Source organism: Calothrix sp. PCC 7507, assembly GCF_000316575.1.
Taxonomy (GTDB): Bacteria; Cyanobacteriota; Cyanobacteriia; order Cyanobacteriales; family Nostocaceae; genus Fortiea.
Genome location: NC_019682.1, coordinates 258484 through 281982, shown reverse-complemented (window position 1 = coordinate 281982; position 23499 = coordinate 258484). Strand labels below are relative to the sequence as shown.

The window sequence follows — 23499 nt, the reverse complement described above, 5'->3', positions numbered from 1 at the left end:
ATATATCACGCTGTGTAGGGGCATGGCAGTGCCATGCCCTTACCGATGTACCTCACTAGGGCGAGAAATGCTATATACCTGGAACCCTAACAAATGGCGAGCCTGGCTAGTTAGTGTTATTTGTGTTGCCCTACTTAGCATCATTAATTTAATTCAAAAAAGTGATATTTTATGCTAAAGATTTTGCATTTAATCAACAGCTTCAATAAAGGTGATGTCGAGAAATGGTTACTTTATATGCTGGGTGAGATACCACGAATTCAATATGAAATAGACTTTTGTTGTAAAGGAGCAAATCTCGGTGTATTAGCTCAGGTTGCTCAACATTTGAATGCTAAGGTTATTTGTTGTCCATTAGGTATTAATCAAGCCATATTCGCTCAACAACTCAGACAAATACTCCAAGAGGGAGGATATGACATATTACACAACCATTTGCAAATATATAGTGGCTTACCTGTGTGGGTAGCCAACCAATTAGGAATTCCGGCTATCACTTCTTTTCATAAAAATAATATCGGTATGCAGAAACCTTTGAATCGCCTCACTATTATCCGGCAAATGCGCTCAGTTTATGCAGAAATTAGTGTGAGATATGCAGTTCGTCATTCTCATTTAATCACAGGTTGTTCTCAAGGAGTTATTAATAGCCTCGATTCACAGATAACCAAATTGCCAAAACGTCCTTGTGTACTTAACTATGGCATCGCTATCCCCGATTTATCAACACCTGAAGAACGTCACGCTTTTCGCAAATCTTTTGGTTGGTTAGATAATGTCCCGATTATTCTTCATGTAGGACGCTTCATAGAACAAAAAAATCATTTGGGATTGCTATCTATATTTAAACTAGTTTTAAAACATATTCCTACAGCAAAGCTACTATTAGTGGGAGAGGGACCACTGCACACAGTAATTGAAAGGAGTATAACTCAGCGCCAACTCGATCATGCGGTGTATTTGTTGGGTGCGCGTGAAGATTTGCCATTATTAATGAGTAAGTGTGATATATTTTTGTTGCCCTCTTTGCATGAAGATTTACCGGTGGTAGCGTTAGAAGCTAATGCAGCTGGACTTCCCGTAATTGGCTCAAAAATTCCTGCAATGATAGAGGCGGTTGTGGATGGTAAAACTGCAATATTACACGATGTTGCAGATATTGAAGGGATGGCTAAATCAGCGATCGCGCTACTTCACAATCGACAATATTGTCAGCAGCTTGGCAATGCTGGCAGAAAATGGGTGACAGATAACTACTCTACATCAGCCAGCGCCAAACAGTTAATGAGCATTTACGATTCTGTCATTGAAAGCTGAAGTCAAGAATGGTGCGTGACGCTATAAGTCCTGAGTCTATGTACAGAGTTTTGTCGTAGCGTCACACACCCTACAAGTATTTTGTGCCAGTTGCGTCAGTCCTGAGGGATTTATTTGAGATAAATCAGCAAGTTCAATCCGGGAATTGTGCGAGAGAGAGTCCACAAGACTAGGGTGATGTAGAGTACACCCAGACTCCATTCATACCAAGCCAATGTAGCGATGATCCCAGGTAGGTGTTCGTCTCGCATCCGAATGTCGTTAAATCCTAATCTCACGAGGTTGTTGAGGCTAAAGTCATAATAGTTGAGCCAGTTCCAATTGCGATCGCTCAATAGTGGCATATATCGTTCCCGGAAAGTCTGATTTCTGGGAATCACAGGTAAACGCCCAATTAGTAATCTTAATTGCCGCATCGTACCATCTTCTGTGAAGTAGGAAACGTCCATCAAGTCGTGATAACGTCCCTGTTGGTAGAGTCGGCACAATAAAGCCACTGGTACGGGGATGATAATAATGAAAAGACATCCTAATGTCAGCCAAGGCTGTTCGGAATTACGAAATATGGCTAATAAGCTAAAAAATGTCAGGAAGCTAAAACTAGCTAAGATGGATATTGTTTCGGAGACTGTAGGAACAATTGCTACAGGACGCCAGCGACGGTAGCGATCGACTAACCAAAATAGTAAGCCAAAAAAAGCGATCGCTACTCCTCCGACGCCAAACACTAACCAAAAATTTGTCCCGTATCCACTCAACAGCAGCAAAACACTCAAAGCCAACCACCCCCAAGCCTGTAACAACCACCCACCGAGAGAAAGAGGTTCGCTGACAACTAGGCGATCGCTCAATTTGGTGTATATTTCTAAATCAATATCTGCTAAAGTCAGTAACTCGCTGCTATTACGAAATAGTTTGACTATACGGCGTTGAATAATTTCTTGCGCCTGAATTGTGGAAAAACCCAGTTTTTGCAAATTGGCAATAGAAGCACTATTAATATTTGTCGCCACCAAAAGGCGAGTTAATTCTATGAATCGCAATCGCTGCTTGGTGTACTCTAGCTGATTAGTATCGCTAATTTGTTGCTGTTGTCGAAAATTTTGCCCCAAATTCCGTAAAACATTTTGATTACCTTGCAGTGTCGGCACACAAAATATCTTACCAATTTGACCGGGATTACCTAAAATTTTCGCTTGGTTAGAGTTAAAAGTTAAACCAGGTACATTTAAACAAGATTCCTTAGCAAACCTCGCATCACTAAAATCTGCTTGATTGAGAATGCTAGCACCCCGCAAATTTATCGGTTGATTAAATTGCGTTTCCCGAAAACTCACAGCTTGATCAAAAGTCGTTTCTATCAATAAAAGTAACTGCTCAAAATTAGCTTTAGTAAATTGTGCCTGATTAGTAAAATGCACATCAGAAAAATCAGCATTACCTTGCCATTGCACACTAGTAAATTTAGCTAATTGCTTAAAATTCACTTGGTTAAAGCTAGCATTATCTACAAATATGCTGCCCTGAAAATCAGTAAATTCTTGAAATAGGGCTTGTTTGAAATTAGCTTTATTAAAAAAAATACTACCTTTAAAATTGCTTAACTGCCTGAATGTCGCACTGCTAAAGCTAACAGCACGGCTAAATCTAGTTTCTGCCCAATTAGTAGGTTGAATAAAGGTTGCACCTTGAGCATCTACTGACTGGAGAAAGAACGTATTTGCAAACTTTACTTCCCCATTGAAGCGAGTTTGTACCAACGTCAAAGCACCACGAAAAACGCTGATGTCACTAGATGCATTTGATTGAGTTCCCAGAAGCGATCGACAATCTTGAGAATCTGGTAAATCAATAGCCAGTGCTTCCAAACAAACGAGGCGTAGACGTTCTAATTCTTCTTGTTCAGTTGTGGTGAAAATAGGGGCAAGAGATTGATCATAAAGAGGTGTTTTTAAACCTAAGTCACGACCGACAAAATCCCCTAGAATCAGAGAAAAACTGAGGTCTAAACCTAAAGTTTTACCACCAGTCTTTTGCAATTCTTTTCGCAGCATTTGGTAAAAAGTATCACGAAAGCTGGTATTTTCTGGTCGTAAATCAATTACCATCTGTCGCAAATCTACTGTCAAATTACCCTCGCGTAGCGTTGGTGTTTGCAGTCGTTCTTGCAATATTTCTATGGTTAGAGGTGTACGTTCTGGTTGCGCGGCGCTAGCGGGTAGAGGAAAAAGAAGGAAGATGATTAAAACGCAGAGTATCGCTGAGGAAAGCGCCGAGGTTCGCTGAGGAAAACCTTTGTGCCCCTCTGCGTTTAACCTCTGTGTACCTCTGCGTTTAAAATATGATTTATGCAAATTGGTTTATCATTCATCAGTAATCAGCAGAACAATTTTACCTGTGATTGATCCAGTTTCCAGTAATTGATGAGCTTTTGCAGCCTCTGCGAGGGGAAACTGATGACTGACGTGGATTTTTAACTTACCTTCATCAATCCAAGCGGCAGATTGTGTGAGAATTTCTGCATGATGCTGGAGACTTTCTGTGATTCCTAGTGACATCGGTGTCAGCATTAATTCTAAGCCGATGCGGAGGTTCCGGAGTCTGGCCGTTTTCCAAACTGTATTGGCGACTGGTTCCAAAATCGTCACGATATCGCCGTATATTCGCACTGCGGGAAAGGTTTTCTGAAAGGTTTCGCCGCCGACGGTGTCAAAAGCCAAATCTACTCCTTCGCCGCCAGTCCAATTTAAAGCTGCTTGTACAAAGTCAGTTTGTTGGTAAAAAATTACTTCGTCAGCACCGAGTTGCTTGACGAAATTCGCCTTATCCGGTGAACTGACTGTGGTGGCGACAGCAGCACCTTTGAGTTTCGCCAGTTGAATGGCTACATGTCCGACACCACCAGCACCCGCATGAATTAAAACTTTTTCTCTGGGTTCTAATCTTCCCCGTTCGTATAAAGCTTCCCAAGCGGTGATTAACACTAAAGGCGCGGCGGCGGCTTCTGCAAAGGATATAGAAGCGGGTTTACGCGCCACAAACCGCTCATCAACAACAGTATATTCTGCGTAATTTCCCTGGTGTGATCCTATGCCACCATAGCAAAAATACACCGCGTCTCCTGGGCGAAAATGCTGCACACTATCACCTACGGCTTCGACGATACCAGCACCGTCACATCCTAAAATAGCAGGCATTTGCTCAGGGTAGAAAGTGCCTCGGCTACGGAGTTTGGTGTCAATGGGGTTGACACCAGCGGCTACTAGGCGGATTAAAAGTTCTGTATTTCCTGGTGTAGGTTTTGCTATTTCTTGTAATTGCAACACTCCGGGACTACCCGGTGCTGTCATCAAGACTGCTTTCACGACTCTTTCCTCCTGGTTTCAGCTATATGAAGCCAATATTTAAGTAACTCTGCCTCAATAATTGTCGCTGGGATCAGGCAATCTTGCTATAGGCAGAGATGGGAGACGCGAGGGAAATAACTCCTGACTCTTGACCAATGACCAATTACAAATGACCTACCTAGGGTACTGTAATTACAGCCACTGGACAATGGGCTTTACTGAGGATAGCATCGACTCTGTGACCAAAGAAAACTCGACCTGTAACCATGCGGATTTGACTTCCAAGAATAATTAAGTCAACTTCATTGGTTTGGGCAAATTTGAGGATTTCTCTATCTGGACTACTACCTTGAAGAATATAGGTTTTGACATCAGCACCCAGACTGCGCCCAATTATTGCTTGCTGTTCTAGAAGATTGTGGGCAATTTCTTTGACGGGAATTAGCGATCGCTGTTCATAGAGAATGTACTCAACTTGGGGTAAGTTAATTACATTCACAATCATGACTAATGCTCCTGTTTGAGCTGCGATCGTACTTGCCACCTCTACAGCATTTTTGTTATATTCTGACCCCACCGTAGGCACTAGGATGTTTTTCAGCTTTTGTTGAGCGATTTTGCAGATTTCGCCTTCGGGTTGGGGAAGGTGCGACTTTACCACCATAGTTGCACAAGGGGCATCTTGCACTACTCTATCCACCAGCAAATTGAACAACGCTTTCTGGGGACGCATTGGTTCAGATGCTCCCAATACAATTAAGTCGTAGCTTTTGTTCGCTTCATTCAAAATCACCTCGGCTTTACTACGTCCAGATTCTGTTTTTGTTTGTAAGGTTGTATCCGCAGGTAGTTGCATTTCTTCAGTAACTAAGTCGAGAGCTTGCTCGGCGGTAGTATCTTTAATTTGAGCCTGTTTTTTATTCTGGGCATATAAAGCCGTGACTTCTATTGAATTTTGGTGAGCCATATAACCAACTAGCTGCGCTGCGAGTTGGATATTCGGTCCCCCACTAGTTGGCAAGAGAACACGGTGGATTTGCTTGATAAAACTACGGCTGTCTTGCTCTTCTTGCTCTAGGCGTTGAGCCTCTTCCTCACTCATGACTACCTTTGACAGAGTGTAGCGCAAAAAAGGAGGTGCCATTAGGGAAGTGACGATCGCTACCATGACAATAATCGAGTACATTTGTGGATTGAGAACGCCCAAGGATAAACCAATTGTGGCGACGACGATTTCCATCGCCCCACGCGCATTCATCCCCGAACCCATCGCCAAGCCTTCCCAATGGCTCAAACCACCAACACGGGAACCAATATAAGCACCTGTAAATTTACCCACACAGGCGACAGTCAGCACAATCAAGCCAAATATAAATGTCTGTGGTACCAACAACGTCAGCAAGTTAACTTTCAAGCCAGCACTAGCAAAGAAAATTGGTGCGAGAAACCCTGCTGTAAAAACTTCTAGCATGTGTCCCGCTTCATTGCTAAAGCGGCGGGATTGTCCAGCCAAAATCCCCAACACGAAAGCACCTAATGCTGCTTCCAAACCCAAGGCGTGGGTGAGGGCTGCGGCTGCAAGCGACAGAATCAGCACCACCGAAATACTCGCAGCGACACCGCCAATATAGTCGTCAACCCACCGGAAAATCTGGTCTACGATGGTACGTCCAATGGTAAAGGAAATAGCTAGAAACAATATCGCCGCACTCACTGAGTGAAAAATTGTCCCAAAATCAAATTTACCGCTGCTAGCTAAACCTGAAACCACAGACAGCAAAATCCAGCCGATGGTGTCGTCAGTCATCCCAGCTGCTAGGGTAACTTGACCAATGTCACGGCGAATCAAATTCAAGTCCATCAGCACCTTAGCAATCACTGGTACTGCGGAAATGCTCATGGCTGTAGCGATGAACAAACTGAATACCAGGCGCTTTTCTGGCTCGGCTAAAAAATTATCTGGCAATAACCAGCCTAGGCCAAATCCTGTAATAAAGGGAACAATAATTCCGCCCAGTGAAATCAGTAGAGCGGTTTTCCCCTTACGGAGAATCAGTTTTAGATCCGTTTCTAGCCCAGTCACAATTAGCAAAAATAACACCCCTAACCAAGAAATTACCGAAAGTAAATTAGACTGTTCTTGGCTTTTGGGAAAGATGTCTGCTTGTAAATCAGGTAGCAATAAACCAAACAGCGAAGGGCCAAGCAGCACACCTGCAAGTAATTCCCCAACAACAGGTGGGAGGTTAATTCGGCGCATGAGTTCGCCCAGTCCCCGCGCTACCAACAGCAGCAGCGACAGTTGTATCAGTACCAACAATAGCTCATGATGACCAAGAGGCTTAATTAAACCGTCACCTGCTGCTTTCTGTGCAGCCAGTAGAGGCAAGAACATCAAGGGCAGGTTTTGTATCATAGAAGTTCAAGGTGAGATGGCGAATTTTTCTAAGCACTGCTTCCAGTAAATCCTGAAACTGCTTATTTCCACATCGGTCTAGGAGATTAAACTGTGATTTTTCATGGCAAGATGATGATGTGGGCGATCGCTATTTCTTCACCCATGTGCGAAATTTGATCATAGCTAATTGGCAAAACTCATTGCAAAAAGTGACAAACTATCAACAAAGTAATTAACTGCACATAACTTTAAGATGAGTCATTGCCGTAAATCTAATTTTTTACCCATAATAATTATTCTCCTAGTGATGCTGGGAGGTTTACTACTTGATTCGTCTGGTATTGCCAAAGCCGATTCTTCACCTACTACAGTTTACGAACAGCGGATTATCCATAGTCCTGATGGTATTGGTAAATATTATATGGGTCGAGAAATTGCCCAAGTTATGGGACACACAGGCGCAGGTTGGTTAGAAAGACCTAGTCGTGAAGCGGAAGAACAACCAAATAAAATAATCAGCATCCTTAAATTAAAACCTGATGATGTAGTAGCAGATATTGGTGCTGGTACAGGTTATCTTAGCTTTCGGATCGCACCATTATTAACAACAGGAAAAGTGTTAGCCGTAGATATTCAGCCAGAAATGCTGGAGATTATCGAGTTTTTCAAACGAGAAAAAAATATCGCTAATGTTGAACCGATTCTAGCAACTATGACCAATCCCAACTTACCTGATGCAAGTGTCGATTTAGCGCTGATGGTCGATGCTTATCATGAGTTAGAATATCCCCAAGAAGTGATGCAAGGAATTGTCAAAGCACTAAAACCTGGTGGTAGAGTGGTGCTAGTTGAGTATCGGGGTGAAAATCCGTTTATTATGATTAAACGCTTACACAAGATGACTCAAAAGCAAGTCCGCCAAGAAATGCAAGCAGTTGGTTTAGTTTATCGGGAAACCAAAAACTTGTTACCTCAACAACATTTAATGGTGTTTGAAAAACGGGTTTAATCATAAAAATAACACCACAGATAAACACTTTCTTAAGCGTAGGGTGGGCATCGCCCACCAACACAAACATCAGGATTTCAGACTATGGTGGGCAATGCCCACCCTACAATAAAAATGCTCTTAAAAGCATCTCTAAGATTTTAGGGGAATGACGCTGGCGATTTTAGTTGCACTATCCCAGACAATCCAGCTACAAGAATTATCTACATCATCTTTGTTATTGGAAACTTTAAAATACAGCTTTTCCTTACCTTTTGTTTCAATAGCAAAGTCGGCATTTTGGGCATAAATAACTTTAAACCCTCTCTCACGCAAACAATACATTACCCAAGCTTTCAATGAGTGCTTGTGTGGTTCGTGAGGAATTGGTGGTTTTGTAATTATGGCCTCTTCCATAACTCTCAACATCTGCATTGATATCATGTTTGTCATTGGTCATTTGTCATTTGTCATTAGGCATTAGGCATTAGGCAATAGGCATTAGGCAATAGGAAGTCAAGAGTCATTTATTCTTTCTCCCTCATCTCCATCATCTCCCCCAGTCCCCAGTCCCCAATACCTATTCTGGATCGCAACGAATCTCGACCATAAAGCCGTCGGGGTCGTAGAAGTATACACCTCTGCCAGTGGGACGAGTGACTGGGCCATGTGCGATCGCTATTTGATTATCCCTTAAGACTGCCACTGCTTGTTCAAATAACTGGGGATCTATATCAAAAGCTAGGTGGTAGGCTCTGGTGAAAGTTTTCTCCGGATTGGGATCTGGTGGTGATAATTCTGGTTCGCCAAATAAGTCCAAAACTGTCCCATCAGGAGTAATGAAGTTAGCTACTTTCCCAGCTGTGACGAGTTCAACCAAAGTTGCAGGTATCTCCTCACCAGTGAGTTCATGCAAACCCAAAATAGTCCCGTAAAAGTATCGGGAAGCTGACATATTTTGAACGTTGAGGGCAATGTGATGCACCTTACGTAGATTACCTGGTGCAAGAACACTGTTGACGGCGTTGCGCGTATGAGTTGTCATTTGTCAGTTTTCCAAGGGAACAAGAAAATCCCCATAAATAAATTAAGAGGATTTTATAGTGGATATATTTTTAATCAGGATAGCGCACAATACTAGACATCTCCAGAAATAATGTAAAGGCGAACTGCCGTACGCCTCTACCAAGGATTTCGGGCAACGCAGAATTAATTGTTGGAGATGTCTACTAATGTCACTGATGAATTCATTAGCAGACTCATACTTATTCTTCAGAGCCTTCCTTTTGAATCCAGAGAAATACTATAGCAAACACGGGAAAAGGCAAGATATAAAATATTAAGGGAATCATGATCCAGGGTAGCCATGAAGCGGCATAATCACCTGTTAGTTGTGTTATATCTACCACGATGTATTCTCCTCATGAATTCAAATTGGAAAAATTTATGTAAGCTGCTCGCCTAGCGTCTCCAAAATCCTCAATACAAGCTTGATTAACTAGCGTTAACCGCACCTCGTAAGATAGCATCCAAAGAATCAAAATTTTCTAGTAGGAAGTAGGCAAATATCGCGCCCCCCATTGCACCAATAAAAATTCCCCCATTCAATTGACTCCATTCTTCACGAGTTTTTAGTGGTCTCAGCAGGTCTTTAGAATATGAATTATAAGCTCCTCTAGGATTCCCTTGAAAAGTAGTAATTGCAAAAATGGAAATACCTAAACAAGCTGATACCGCTATATATATAGAGGTAATTAAGCCACTGAGATTGGTTCCATGTACCGATTCTCGCAGGGGACCAACCACAACCTCTGGCCCAACTAGTAAATAACCATGAGCCATGCCAATTTCCAAACCCCGCATGAAAGGTGTTAACCCTTTACGGTAGGCTGGTAAATTACTAATGAAAGCCCTAACTAAGGGAGAATCATTGATAGGAGTTGATAGATTGCCAAGACAAGGATCTCCTTTGAAGGGTTTAATTATGTCTTCTTCTTCATATTGATTAATTGACTGTGCCATATCAACTGGATTAGACATTATTGTTTCTCCCGAATTGTCTTAATTAAATACTATCACCAGTGCATGAAGCTAGAGTTATTTTATTGAAAATTAACAAAAAATAAGCCTGATTCTTCTGTGATACCAATTCACGAAAACGCTGATACAGACGATTTTTCATAGGGGCATGACATTGCCGTGCCCTTATCAACGTATCTGTATCATTATTAAAGTAAAATGGTATGAACTGTGGGTAGATAAATGTTTAAATGTCACACAAAATTAATATAAACCCAAAAAACTCTCCTACCTAAAAAGGTAAGAGAGGAGGTCGAAAACTGAATATTTTATAGCTGAATAACTGCAGACTAATTATGCATTTTTTGCGGATTTTCAATTGCAGTTAAACAGCGGGTAAACTCAATTTTTCTGCTTAACCAAACTTACTGGCTGTGGAGGCAATTAAGAAAGCCCCATAGGTGGCGATATAACCAACAGTGAAGTGAGTTAAGCCGACTAAACGAGCTTGAACAATTGACAAAGCGACAGGCTTATCTCTCCAGTAGCCAAAGGATAGTGGAGTTTGTTCATGCGCCCAGGCTAAGGTTTCGATTAATTCTTGCCAGTAACCCCGCCAGGTAATCAGGAACATAAAGCTCACAGCCCAAGCTAAGTGTCCAAAGAGGAACATCCAAGCCCAAACAGCTAAGTTACTTGTGCCGTAAGGGTTATAGCCATTAATCAACTGTGCAGAGTTCGCCCAAAGGTAGTCTCGGAACCAGCCCATGAGATAGGTAGAAGACTCATTAAATTGGGCGACATTGCCTTGCCAGATGCAAAGATGTTTCCAGTGCCAGTAGAAGGTGATCCAACCAAGGGTGTTAAGCATCCAAAACATGGCGAGGTAGGAACTATCCCACGCAGAAATATCGCAGGTGCCACCTCTTCCGGGACCATCGCAGGGGAAAGCATAGCCGAAGTCTTTTTTATCGGGCATGAGCTTAGTACCGCGAGCATCCAAGGCACCTTTGACTAAGATGAGGGTGGTGACATGTAAACCGAGGGCGATCGCATGATGCACATAAAAATCACCAGGGCCAATTGTCAAAAATAATGAGTTAGTGCCGTTGTTAATTGCCTCCAACCAACCCGGTAACCAAACATTGCCATGATTAGGCCAGGCTGTGGAAGCAATACTATTTGGATTTGACAGCAGCGTGTTAAACCCGTACAAAATCTTACCGTTAGCCGACTGGATAAACTGAGCAAATACAGGCTCAATCAATATTTGTTTATCCGCCGCTCCAAAGGCTACTTCTACATCATTGTGGACGTATAAACCCAAGGTATGGAAACCCAAGAACATTGATACCCAGCTAAGATGGGAAATAATCGCCTCTTTGTGCTTGAGTATCCGATCCAGCACATTACCCTTATTCAGTTCTGGATCATAGTCCTTAATCCAGAAGATTGCCGCATGAGAAAACGCCCCCACCATCAAGAAACCAGCAATGTATTGATGGTGTGTGTATAGTGCCGCCATTGTGGTAAAGTCCTTAGCGATAAACGCATAAGGCGGCATGGAATACATGTGCTGCGCCGCAAAGGAACTCGCTACACCCAAACAAGCTAGGGCTAGAGACAGTTGGAAATGCAGAGAATTATTAACGGTTTCATACAGTCCTTGGTGGGGTAAGTTGAACGGGCCCTCAACTTTATTACCGTAGAAGTCCTTGGAGTCCATCATCTCTTTGATGCTGTGACCGATACCCCAATTAGTCCGGTACATGTGACCTGCAACAATGAAGAGGACAGCGATCGCCAAATGGTGATGCGCCATATCTGTCAACCACAAAGATTGTGTCTGGGGATGGAAACCACCCAAAAAGGTAAGAATTGCTGTTCCCGCACCTTGGGAACTATTAAATACATGGGCTGGCGTATCAGGATTTTGCGCGTATGCCCCCCAGTTAAAAGTAAAGAACGGTACTAAGCCACTGGGGTGTGGTGGGGTAGATAAGAAGTTATCCCAACCTACGTGAATCCCACGAGATTCAGGAATAGCCACGTGTATTAAGTGACCAGCCCAAGCAAGGGAACTGACACCAAACAAACCCGCTAAGTGGTGGTTGAGGCGAGATTCGGCATTCTTGAACCAACCCAAAGTAGGACGGAATCTGGGCTGTAAATGCAACGCGCCTGCAAACAATGCCACAGCCGCCAGCAAAACTAGGAAAATAGCCCCAACATACAGTTCATTATTCGTCCTTAACCCAATGGTGTACCACCAGTGATAAACACCGGAGTAGCAAATATCTACTGGGTTACGCGCTCCCGCTTGGGTGTAAGCGTCAATTGCCCCAGGGCCAAATTGGGCATCCCAAATCGCGTGGGCGATGGGATGAATATGTATGGGGTCTTTAATCCATATTTCAAAATTACCTTGCCAAGCAACGTGGAACAAAATTCCCGACGCCCACAGAAAGATAATTGCCAGATGACCGAAGTGAGAGGAGAAAATCCTTTGATAAAGATTTTCTTCCGTCATGCCATCTTGACTTTCAAAATCATGAGCCGTGGCGATCGCATACCAAACGCGTCGCGTCGTGGGATCTTGTGCAAGGTCTTGGCTAAACTTGGGAAATTTTGTAGCCATAGCTTTTGCAGGATGAGGTGTGTAGCCGCCTGAAAGACCTAGGATAAAAGCTGAAAAAGGGTTGACAAAAACAACTCAATTTCATCCTTCATCCTGAAGCCTTTCTTTAACTAAGTGCCGACATTCGCGCCAGGAAGAACGCCCAAGTGGTGACAATTCCTCCCAAAAGATAATGAGCTACCCCCACAGCCCGACCATGAGTAATACTCAAAGCACGAGGCTGAATAGCCGGGGCAATTTTTAACTTGTTGTGCGCCCAAACAATGGATTCGATTAATTCTTGCCAGTAGCCACGACCGCTAAACAAGAACATCAGACTAAAACCAAAGACGAAGTGTCCCGCTAAGAACATTAAGCCGTAGCCCGAAAGTGCTGAATTGTAGGATGTGATTACTTGCGTAGACTGCGCCCAAAGAAAATCACGCAACCAACCGTTATTCGTAATCGATGATTGGGCAAAGTTTCCGCCCGTAATGTGCGTCACTACCCCATCTGCTCCCACCGTCCCCCAGACATCCGACTGCATCTTCCAGAAAAAGTGGAAAATCACCATTGACAAGGAGTTATACATCCAGAACAAACCCAGGAAAACATGATCCCAAGCCGATACCTGGCAAGTACCGCCTCGTCCGGGTCCGTCACAGGGGAAGCGGAAACCCAAATTGGCTTTATCTGGAATTAAACGCGAACTGCGAGCAAACAACACACCTTTCAGCAGTACTAAAACAGTGACGTGAATTGTGAAGGCATGAATGTGGTGAATCATAAAATCCGCAGTACCCAAGGCAATGGGCATCATCGCCACTTTGCCACCCACTGCTAAAACACCCCCACCGAATGCATAGCTGACAGGCTCGTGCAAATTAGGTGCAGCAGTTCCTAATCCACTCAGTGCCACATTTCGCAAGCCGCCGAATGCATGACCCAGAGGTGCAGCAGCTTGGAGAGATGGATTGCCGATGGTCATCGTCTGGATATGCTGTATCCACTGAGCAAACACTGGCTGCAACTGAATTCCCGTATCTGAGAACATATCTTGGGGACGACCAAAAGCCCGCATGGTGTCGTTGTGACAGTACATTGCAAAGCTATGGAAGCCAAGGAACTGACACACCCAAGCCAGATGAGAAATGATTGCATCCCGATGGCGTAGTACCCGATCCAGCACATTGTTGAGATTTTGTTCTGGGTCGTAGTCTCGTACCATGTAAATCGCTGCGTGGGCTGCCGCACCAACAATCAGGAAGCCTCCAATCCACACATGGTGAGTGAATAGAGATACCTGCGTTGCATAATCAGTCGCCTGATAGGGATAGGGCGGCATCGAGTACATGTGATGGGCAATGATAATGCTCAGAGAACCCAACATTGCCAGATTGATTGCTAGTTGAGCGTGCCAAGAAGTTCTGAGAATTTCAAACAGCCCTTTGTGACCAACTGGCCCAATAAAGCTCAAGAATGGCAGCATCTTCGGAGTTCTGGCATCATCCAGCATTTCCTTGAGACTGTGACCAATACCCCAGTTAGTGCGGTACATGTGACCAGCAAAGATGAATAACACTGCGATCGCTAAATGATGATGCGCCACATCTGTTAACCACAAGCCGCCAGTCACAGGGTTCAGACCACCCTTAAAGGTGAGGAAGTCAGCAAAATGTCCCCACTGCAAAGTGAAGAAAGGCACTACACCCTTAACGAAACCCCAATCTGCACCGGGATACAACTGGGTCATCAAGCTGGAATTCAAGATGAATTCGTGGGGTAAAGGAATGTCTTTGAGCGCTACTCCAGCATCTAACAAGTTGTTAGTTGGTAAGGCAACATGAATCAGGTGTCCTGTCCAACCCAAAGAACCCAAGCCTAAAAGCCCCGCCAAGTGATGATTTAACATCGACTCAGTATTTTGGAACCATTCCAACTTGGGAGCGCGTTTGTGATAGTGGAACCAGCCAGCGAACAGCATCAGTGCTGCCATCACCAAGGCACCAATGGCAGTGCAATATAGCTGGAACGTATTCGTAAAACCCTCCCCACGCCACATCTGGAAGAGTCCAGAGGTAATTTGAATGCCGTGGAAGCCGCCGCCCACATCTGCATTCAAAATTTCTTGACCAAATATCGGCCAGACAACTTGGGCGCTGGGTTTAATCGCAGTCGGGTTCGCCATCCAAGCTTCAAAATTGGAAAAGCGCGCGCCATGAAAATACATCCCGCTCAACCAGACAAACACGACAGCTAAGTGTCCGAAATGAGCAGCAAAGATTTTGCGCGATATGTCTTGTAAATCGCTGGTATGAGTATCAAAATCGTGGGCGTTAGCGTGTAGGTTCCAAATCCAAGCGGTGGTTTTGGGACCTCTGGCAAGGGTGCGGTCAAAGTGTCCTGGTTCTGACCACTTCTTAAATGAAGTTGGCACCGGCGCGTTATCAACCTCGACCCTGACCTTTTGCTCTCGCTCAGGAGTAATTGTCATTGAAATTATCCCTTTTCTATTAAGAAACGAGAACTTTTTGTCATTAGTCATTAGTCATTAGTCTTTTGTCTTTTGGAAATACAAATGACCAATGATCAATAACAGTTGACAATCCTTATGAGTGATTGTGCAATTGATGATGCGTTTTAGCTTAGAGGATGTTTGAAAAGTCCCAGAAGGTATAATTTTGTCATTCTGACTGGAGCGTAGCGTAAGGAAGAATCTAGGTTTGGGGCACATACCCAGATGTTTCATTCCGCTACGCTGCATACCCCTACGGGGAAGCAAGCTACAACATGACATGGAAAGACCCTTTTCAAACAACCTCTTAATTAGCTGAAAAACTCTTTCTTTGGAGAGAATAGGAAATAAAAATGAAGAACCTATGAAGGAAACTACTTTCTTAATGAAAGGTTACATTTATCAGTGAACAGTGAACAGTTATCAGTCATCAGTTATCAACGCCTGTGTTACTTGCTCAGACAAGGTGAAGGGGTCGTAAGGTTTAGTAATTACTGCTGCCACCTTTAGTTTAGTAAACTGACGCTGTTCTGCAGCTTGTGCTTTTGCTGTTAACAAAATCACAGGAATATTCTGAGTTTTAGGATTTGCTTGCAGATTCTCCAAGGTCGTCAACCCATCCATATCTGGCATCATCACATCTAAGAGAATCACATCTGGGTGTTCAGAAGCAGCTTTGAGCAACCCTTCTCTACCAGAACCAGCTGTCATCACTTCCCATTCATTAGCTATCTCTAAACATATCTGAGTAGTTTCCCGGATATCTTCTTCATCATCAATAATCAAGATGCGTTTATTCATTTGTTAGTTGTTGGTTGCTGGTTGTTCATTTGTTAGTTGTTATTTGTCCTTTGTCATTTGTAAATGACTAATGACTAACAGGTAATGTGAAATAAAATGTACTACCTTTGCCTAAAGTACTTTCTGCCCAAATCTGGCCTCCGTGCTGTTGTACAATACTGCGGCATATGGCTAATCCTAAGCCAGTTCCCCCTTGATGACGCGAGTTAGAGGCATCGACCTGCTGAAATCGGTCAAAAATCGTTTCCAGTTTATCCTCAGGAATTCCTCGCCCCTGGTCTTTTACTTGGAATAGGATGTTGGACGGGCTAAAGTCACAGGAAGAACTAATTCCTTTTGTGACTTTTGTATTTATTTCTTCCCTAGTCTTGATTTCGGCGCTCAACCAAACTGTAGAATCTGCAGATGAAAATTTGATCGCGTTGCTGAGTAAGTTGGTGAGTGTTTGGATGATGCGATCTGGATCTGCCCATAACTGCACCCAAAGGATTGTTAATTCTAGGTTAATCTCTGCTTTTTCAGCCATTGCCCGCATTTCATCCACCGCTTGACTCATCAAGTTAGATGCATCGCATATCTGTTTATGCATCGTTACTTTACCGGAATTGATGCGTTCAATATCCAGGATGTCGTTAATCAGACGCACCAAACGGTTAGTGTTATCAAAGGCAATTTCCAACATCCGCTGACTTTTTTCTGGTTGATTGTTCAAGGAACCACGTGCTAGTAAACCTAAGGCGCTGCGAATTGAGGTGAGAGGTGTCCGTAGTTCGTGACTTACCACTGAGACAAACTCATCCTTCATTCGTTCGACTATCTGTCGCTCGGTAATATCCTTAAATATGACTACTGCGCCGACAATATTGCCTTGTTCTCTAATAGGTGTACTCACATACTCGACTGGAAATTTCGACCCATCACAACGATAAAATATGTCATCAGAAATATGTTGTACTGCCCCAGTTTCCAGAGTGGCGCGAATGGGATTTTCTTCCCAGCAATAGGGAGTGCCGTCGGGTTGGGAATGGTTCACAATCCTGTGCATCAACTGATTTTTTAGTCCTTTCACCCCAGATAAAAGCATTCTGGCTGCTGCTGGATTAACAAAGGTGATTTTACCTTGGGAATTTAAACCGTAAATTCCTTCACCTGCGGAGTTTAAAATTAACTCGCTCTGTCGGCTGAGGCGTTCTAGAGAGGCTTGTGTTTGCTGGCGATCGCGTAGTGCCTGTTCGCGATCGCTCATTTCCCGCAGCAATCTTTCATTCGCCCGCTGTAACTCTGCCGTTCGCTCCTGTACTCGCTGCTCTAGTTTGGCATTCAAGGCAGAGATTTTTTTCTCTGCTTGCTTGCGTTCTTCAATATCTTGCTGCAAGTCAGCATTCAGGGCGTGAACTTGCTGATACAGTTCATATTGATGAATTGCCATAGCAAAGTGACTACCCAAAGCTTGGGCGAGTTCAATTTCTGCGGTTTTCCATTCTTGGGCTTGACTCTGCTTTAACTCTCGCCATACTTCAAAGGATTGAACTGGACGCTGATGTCGCAGATCATCACGGTCAGTTCGTCGCGCCCAAAGGGTTTCTGTGTCTATTTCATGACGAAAAATAGTTAAGTAACCCAATATCTGCTGCCGATATTGCAAGCAAATAACCAATAAGCTGCGAATCCCCACATCAAAAAACGCCTGTGCCAGGTCTGACTGTAGTGCGGCTTGATATAAATCGGTAATTGCCCACACTTGTTTTCCTTTGCCAACAGTCGCCTCGATGTTTAACCACTGTTGCCAACCAGGATGCTCCTCGAAGAGGATCAAGGGATTGGGCATGGAAAGAGGCAGAGGGGCAGGGGGCAGGGGGCAGGGGAGAAGATCCTCCCCTCTGCTCCCTGCTCCCTGCTCCCCTGCTCCCCAATCTCCACAGCTAAACACCTGAGCCGCCTCACCTGGGTTTTGAGGAGCGATATAAATTCTGCCCCCAGCAGATTGTAAAGCAGATATAGTCAACTCCAGCGCTTGTTGTAACTGCATTTCGGTCATGGAATGCAGTAGCTTGGCCACGCGGTTAATTGTGGCTTCTTGGTCAGCTTGGGCGCGGGTTTGTTCGAGGAGGGTATTTTGAGCGATCGCAATTGATAATTGATCTGCAACCAGTTGCACTACCTGTAATTCCCGTTCCCTCACCTCTCGCGGCGAACTGTGATGAGATACCAACAACCCCCATAATTGGTCACGATGCAAAATTGGCACTACTAGAGAAGATTGGACTCCCATTGAGGTCAGGTATTCCACATGACATGGGTCTACCGCTCGAAACCGGATATCATTTTCATCAAGTGACTCAGTAGTTTCCGGACAATCTAAGGGACTCACCCCAATTTGCTGGGCTGCAACATCCACAATGGAGCGCTGTCTAGCTCTTAGAAACAACTCACGCGCTGCAAGTGGAATATCTTCAGCGGGAAAGTGTTGTCCTAGTAGAGATGGTAAGCGATCGCAGTCCACTGACTCAGCCACAACCTCACCGCTAGCATCTGCATCAAAACGATACACCTTGACACGGTCAGTACCCAAGAATATACGTACTTCGGCAACTGTTCCTGAAAGTATTGCTGGCAACTCTAGGGATTGACGAATACGGTTCATCATCCGGTGTAGCAACGCTTCTAAGGAGTCGATAGGCTTTTGTTGTTTGTCATTTGTCATTTGTTGTTTGTCAAGAGTCAGGAGTCAAGAGTCAAGGATCATCAATTATTCTCTCCCAATCCCCAATCCCCAGTCCTATTCACCCACATCGTCTACAACATAATGGCAAAGTATTTTATCTAATTCTCTAAATGCAGGCTGCTGTAGTTCCCCAGAAAGAAGTTCTACTAAATGGCGCAGCCGCAATGCCTCACTTTGGTCAAGAATAATTTGCGATAGCAGTATTTGCTCTATGTGTTTAGCCAGACGTGAACCTTCTGCAAAGCCAAAAATGCCCAAAGCTCCCCCTAGCTTATGTGCTGCATGATATGCTTTTTTCCGTAATTCTTCAGAAAGATTGTTGGCTTGTAATTCGAGTGAAGCTTGTTGGATAATTTCTAAGCGATCGCTACTGTGTACTTTCAGCCTCTCCCACACAACTGCTAATGCTTCCCTAATCTGTGGCTTCCTCTTGCTTTGGCTTTTTTTTGTCTGTCTTGAAGCTACAGAAGGTTTTTCTTCATCTGCAAATGCTTTCAAACGATAACCCAAACCATAGACTGTTTCAATAAAATCAGTTGGTGCGCCAGCTTGCGTTAGTTTCTGTCGCAAACCCTTAATGTGAGCCGTCACTGTATCCTCTTTAGGCGCTTCTTCTATAGACCAGAGGTGGTCTAAAATTTCACTGCGGCTGAAAACAATATGCTCGTTACGCAGAAAAAGCTCCAGTAAGCGATACTCCTTAGGCGTTAAATTCAAACCATGACAACCATACGTCACCTCACAGCTACCAGAGTTAATACGCAGTTTTTCCCATTTCATCACTGACAATATGGGTGAATTTCGTCGCCGCAATAAAACGCGAATTCGAGCTAATAATTCCGAGAGTTCAAAAGGTTTAACAACATAATCATCTGCTCCTGCATCTAATCCCATCACTTTGTGAGTGCTAGAATTTTGGGCTGTCAGTAGCAGTATAGGTGTTTGATAATTATGGGAACGTAACCTCTGACAAAGTTTTATGCCGTCCAATTTGGGCAGGATGATATCTAGCAAAATTAAGTCATAGCTAAAAGCTTCTACTAGCTCCCAACCAAGCAGACCATCAGCCGCGATATCAACTACATAGTTTTGATTACCAAGGACACGTTCAAGTGTTTTGGCTATACACTCGTCATCTTCAACTAGTAAAATTCTCATTCCACATCACCCTACTGTACCTAAACGTTAGGACTTCATCAGAGGGAAAACAAATAATTAGGAAACTCCCAGAAATAAATCATTATTAAACAAATCTATTTCCAAATCATTATTGACTGTTCTTTGAGACAAAAGTTATACAGCTTCAATCAAATTTACATTTATTTACTTATTTTGATAATTAAAATTTGACTTAGATATTAATTTCTTCATACCTCTACGTAGCTCTAGAGCCGTCATTGAAGATATCAGGGGTAGGTCTTTCACCCGTAACCTTGATGATTAATATTGTTAAGTTTTGTGAAAATATGAACTTCCTTCATTAGTTCTTCATGTTTTTTTCTTATCTTCCTTCTCATCGACCTTGAAGTAGTTTTTGTCTCAGCGGCTTTGGTTTGAGTGCAAAAGATTATTCTGTTGTCTGCAGTTTTAGAAACTGTGGCAATAGAGAATTCCTATTTAATTATGCAAGGATCTATTAACATGACGCCAAAGTCAGACAGCATAATTGCAACTTCGACTGTTAGCGTAGACAAGGCAGTCAAAGCGGCGGCTCCCGCCAATGTTAATTGTCATGGAGCGGGGGTTGCGCCTGCAAATCAAAATCTTCAAACAATAGCAACGAACATCTTAGAAAGATGGGAAGAGGTTAGTTTATGGGAAAAGTTTTGTTCATGGGTGACGAGTATTGAAAATCGGCTGTATGTTGGCTGGTTTGGCATACTGATGATTCCCACTATTTTAACGGCAACCACCGTTTTCATCATTGCCTTTATTGCTGCTCCGCCCGTAGACATGGACGGAATGGGTTCACCAATTTCCGGTGCTTTACTCGACGGCAATAATATTATCTCAGCCGCTGTAGTACCGACATCAGATGCAATTGGTCTGCACTTTTACCCCATCTGGGAAGCTGCTTCTTTAGATGAGTGGCTTTACAATGGCGGTCCTTATCAAATGATTGTGCTGCACTTTTTGATTAGCATCATCTGTTACCAAGATCGGGAATGGGAATTGAGCTATCGCCTAGGGATGCGTCCCTGGATTTCCCTAGCGTTCACTGCTCCCGTTGCTGCAGCCATCTCTGTATTCTTAATTTACCCAATTGGGCAAGGCAGTTTTTCTGCGGGAATGCCTTTAGGGATTGCCGGTACTTTTAACTTCATGTTCCAGTTTCAAGCAGATCACAACATTCTGATGAGTCCGTTACATCAGTTAGGAGTGATTGGGGTATTGGGTGGTGCAATGATGAGTGCGATGCACGGTTCTTTGGTGACATCGACCTTGATTCGTACCAAAGAAAGCAACTCAGAATCGATTAACGCCGGCTACAAACTCGGTCAAAAACATCCAACCTACAACTTTAAGTCTGCTCAATTCTATCTGGGGCGGTTGGGATGGCGGCGTGCAAGTTTTCCTAACTCTCGCAAATTGCATTTCTTCCTAGCGGCTTTTCCAGTAGCAGGTATTTGGTCTGCCGCCTTAGGGGTTGATATCGCTGCATTTAACCTAGAAAAGCTCACATTTGAACAGCCAGAAATCACAAGCCAAGGACGAGTTATTCATACTTGGTCAGACACAATTGATTGGGCTAATTTGGGGATAAAAGTGGTAGGCGAGAGCGATCGCCAAGTTTATAACTTCTCTGAAAATTTCACTACAGGAGAAGCAGTACCGTTGAGTTTTGAATTTTAAATTACTTGGGAGTGCCCATTTCATCCCATTTTGGATTTTCCCCAGAAACAAGAAATTTTTGAAATTTGAATTATTTATGACTACGATTTTGCAACGCCAAAAAGGCCGTTCTCCAACCTGGGAAAGGTTCTGTAATTGGGTTACTAGCACTGAAAATCGGCTATATATCGGCTGGTTTGGTGTCTTAATGATTCCCCTCTTGGGAGTTTCTGTCTGCGTCTTCACCATCGCCTTCATCGCCGCACCGCCAGTAGACATTGACGGTATCCGCGAACCAGTAGCTGGCTCACTGCTCTACGGTAACAACATTATTACCGGTGCTGTAGTCCCCATGTCCAACGCTATTGGCTTACATTTTTATCCCATCTGGGAAGCCGCCTCTATGGACGAATGGCTATACAACGGCGGTCCCTACCAAATGATTGCATTTCATTACATACCTGCCCTGAGTTGTTACATGGGGCGTGAATGGGAATTATCTTACCGGCTTGGTATGCGTCCTTGGATTTGCGTAGCCTACAGCGCACCGTTGGCAGCTACAACCTCTGTATTCTTGATTTATCCCATTGGACAAGGCAGTTTTTCTGATGGTTTGCCTATGGGTATCAGCGGTACTTTCAATTTCATGTTTGTGTTTCAAGCCGAACACAATATCTTGATGCATCCCTTCCACATGTTGGGAGTGGCTGGAGTCCTTGGAGGTTCCCTGTTCTGTGCTATGCACGGTTCACTGGTGACATCTAGCTTGATTCGTGAAACCACAGAATCCGAATCACAGAACTACGGTTATAAATTTGGTCAAGAAGAAGAGACTTACAACATCGTCGCGGCGCACGGTTACTTTGGCCGTTTGATTTTTCAGTACGCCAGCTTTAACAATAGCCGAACGCTCCATTTCTTCCTTGCAGCTTGGCCTGTAATCTGCATTTGGGCTACAGCTTTAGGCATTAGCACAATGGCATTTAACCTGAATGGATTTAACTTCAATAACTCAATTCTCGACTCTGAAGGTCATGTACTTCCGTCTTGGGCTGATGTTTTGAATCGGGCAAACTTGGGCTTTGAAGTAATGCACGAGCGCAATGCTCATAACTTCCCACTGGATCTTGCTAGTAGCGAAGCATATCCTGTGCCAGTTGCACTTCAAGCGCCTGCAATTGCTAGTTAGACAATTGTTTAATGAAAAAACAAGTGACTATTAACTACTAACAAATAACAAAGAGTAAGCAATGAGCATAGTTACAGAATTGATTTTGAATGCTGATAGTGAATCTCGCTATCCTGCCCCTAAAGAGCTAAGAGTTTTTCAAGAATTTTTGAAAAGTGGAGACCAGCGAATTCGCATTGCTAAAATATTGTCGCAGAACGAACAACAGATTGTCCAAAATGGCAGTTTAAAATTTTGGGAACGGTGTCCTAATACTCCCAGCAATAGCGGCAATGAACGCAAAACAGCTTCCTGCCAACGCGATCAGGGTTGGTATGTCCGCTTAGTTGCCTATTCTATCTTGGCAGGGAGTGAGAAACCCCTGGAAGAAATTGGCACGATTGGTATTAAGGAAATGTATAACAATTTAGAAATTCCTCTCAGAAATATCGTTGAGGCTATGCGCTGCGTTAAAGAAGAAGCCATATCCCTGATGAGTGAGGAAGATGCAGTCGAAGTAGGCCCTTATTTTGACTACATTATTAGAGCGTTGTCATAGGACAGTGCAGGATGAAGTATTGAAGTTTAAAAAGTCAGAATTCAGCACTCGGGAGTCATGAATTAGAAGGAGTTGAGGATGATGGCAATATTCATTTATCAAACGATCGCCTGATTCCTTAACTATTCTGAATCTTGAATTCTGAGTCCTAAACTCTGACTTCAAAAAAATAATTTCTTACTTCATCTTTTCCTAATGCTAATTACAAATATT

At 43.6% G+C, this 23499-nt stretch carries 17 protein-coding genes; 5 read left to right on the top strand and 12 right to left on the bottom strand.

The annotated features are described in order from the left end of the window. Nucleotides 1–171: 171 nt before the first annotated feature. The gene (locus CAL7507_RS01310; RefSeq protein WP_015126606.1) at nt 172–1317 is read left to right on the top strand and encodes a glycosyltransferase family 4 protein; all 1146 of its coding nucleotides are present in this window, start codon (nt 172–174) and stop codon (nt 1315–1317) included. Nucleotides 1318–1427: 110 nt separating this feature from the next. On the opposite strand, the gene CAL7507_RS01305 is transcribed toward CAL7507_RS01310, so the two are convergent. The 3 genes from CAL7507_RS01305 to CAL7507_RS01295 all read right to left on the bottom strand — a co-directional run bounded on the left by CAL7507_RS01305 (nt 1428) and on the right by CAL7507_RS01295 (nt 7080). After that, nucleotides 1428–3671, bottom strand: a complete 2244-nt coding sequence (locus CAL7507_RS01305; protein WP_015126605.1) for a pentapeptide repeat-containing protein — start codon at nt 3669–3671, stop codon at nt 1428–1430. A gap of 9 nt (nt 3672–3680) precedes the next feature. After that, complete coding sequence (locus CAL7507_RS01300) at nt 3681–4682, bottom strand: zinc-dependent alcohol dehydrogenase family protein (RefSeq protein WP_015126604.1); 1002 nt, start codon at nt 4680–4682, stop codon at nt 3681–3683. Between the two features lie 160 nt (nt 4683–4842). After that, nucleotides 4843–7080 (bottom strand): cation:proton antiporter, encoded by a 2238-nt coding sequence (locus tag CAL7507_RS01295; RefSeq protein ID WP_015126603.1) that lies wholly within the window; start codon nt 7078–7080, stop codon nt 4843–4845. 235 nt (nt 7081–7315) lie between these two features. Between CAL7507_RS01295 and CAL7507_RS01290 the strand changes: the two genes are divergently transcribed. Then, nucleotides 7316–8071, top strand: a complete 756-nt coding sequence (locus CAL7507_RS01290) for a class I SAM-dependent methyltransferase (RefSeq protein ID WP_015126602.1) — start codon at nt 7316–7318, stop codon at nt 8069–8071. A gap of 132 nt (nt 8072–8203) precedes the next feature. On the opposite strand, the gene CAL7507_RS01285 is transcribed toward CAL7507_RS01290, so the two are convergent. From CAL7507_RS01285 to CAL7507_RS01245, 9 genes are all read right to left on the bottom strand, one after another. Then, complete coding sequence (locus CAL7507_RS01285) at nt 8204–8485, bottom strand: hypothetical protein (RefSeq protein WP_015126601.1); 282 nt, start codon at nt 8483–8485, stop codon at nt 8204–8206. A gap of 145 nt (nt 8486–8630) precedes the next feature. Further along, the gene (locus CAL7507_RS01280; protein WP_015126600.1) at nt 8631–9095 is read right to left on the bottom strand and encodes a VOC family protein; all 465 of its coding nucleotides are present in this window, start codon (nt 9093–9095) and stop codon (nt 8631–8633) included. 220 nt (nt 9096–9315) lie between these two features. Next, nucleotides 9316–9459: a hypothetical protein gene (locus tag CAL7507_RS01275; RefSeq protein ID WP_015126599.1), complete on the bottom strand. Its 144-nt coding sequence runs from the start codon at nt 9457–9459 to the stop codon at nt 9316–9318. An 85-nt stretch (nt 9460–9544) separates the two neighbouring features. After that, nucleotides 9545–10090, bottom strand: coding sequence for a photosystem I reaction center subunit XI (locus CAL7507_RS01270; RefSeq protein WP_015126598.1), 546 nt, complete (start codon nt 10088–10090; stop codon nt 9545–9547). 394 nt (nt 10091–10484) lie between these two features. Further along, nucleotides 10485–12707: a photosystem I core protein PsaB gene (gene psaB / locus CAL7507_RS01265; protein ID WP_015126597.1), complete on the bottom strand. Its 2223-nt coding sequence runs from the start codon at nt 12705–12707 to the stop codon at nt 10485–10487. Between the two features lie 106 nt (nt 12708–12813). Beyond that, nucleotides 12814–15180, bottom strand: coding sequence for a photosystem I core protein PsaA (psaA, locus tag CAL7507_RS01260; RefSeq protein ID WP_015126596.1), 2367 nt, complete (start codon nt 15178–15180; stop codon nt 12814–12816). Between the two features lie 444 nt (nt 15181–15624). Next, a complete protein-coding gene (locus CAL7507_RS01255) occupies nt 15625–16002 on the bottom strand; it encodes a response regulator (RefSeq protein WP_015126595.1) in 378 nt (125 codons plus the stop codon). Between the two features lie 67 nt (nt 16003–16069). Next, nucleotides 16070–18706 carry an ATP-binding protein gene (locus CAL7507_RS01250; protein WP_015126594.1) on the bottom strand — a complete coding sequence of 879 codons (2637 nt, stop codon included), beginning with the start codon at nt 18704–18706 and terminating at the stop codon, nt 16070–16072. A 75-nt stretch (nt 18707–18781) separates the two neighbouring features. Beyond that, nucleotides 18782–19885 (bottom strand): response regulator, encoded by a 1104-nt coding sequence (locus CAL7507_RS01245; RefSeq protein WP_015126593.1) that lies wholly within the window; start codon nt 19883–19885, stop codon nt 18782–18784. A gap of 399 nt (nt 19886–20284) precedes the next feature. Here CAL7507_RS01245 and CAL7507_RS01240 point away from each other — a divergent pair, with 399 nt between their 5' ends. From CAL7507_RS01240 to apcD, 3 genes are all read left to right on the top strand, one after another. Next, nucleotides 20285–21580: a photosystem q(b) protein gene (locus tag CAL7507_RS01240; RefSeq protein ID WP_015126592.1), complete on the top strand. Its 1296-nt coding sequence runs from the start codon at nt 20285–20287 to the stop codon at nt 21578–21580. A 76-nt stretch (nt 21581–21656) separates the two neighbouring features. Further along, nucleotides 21657–22748, top strand: a complete 1092-nt coding sequence (gene psbA / locus CAL7507_RS01235) for a photosystem II q(b) protein (protein WP_015126591.1) — start codon at nt 21657–21659, stop codon at nt 22746–22748. Nucleotides 22749–22809: 61 nt separating this feature from the next. Further along, complete coding sequence (gene apcD / locus CAL7507_RS01230; RefSeq protein WP_015126590.1) at nt 22810–23286, top strand: allophycocyanin subunit alpha-B; 477 nt, start codon at nt 22810–22812, stop codon at nt 23284–23286. Nucleotides 23287–23499 lie beyond the last annotated feature (213 nt).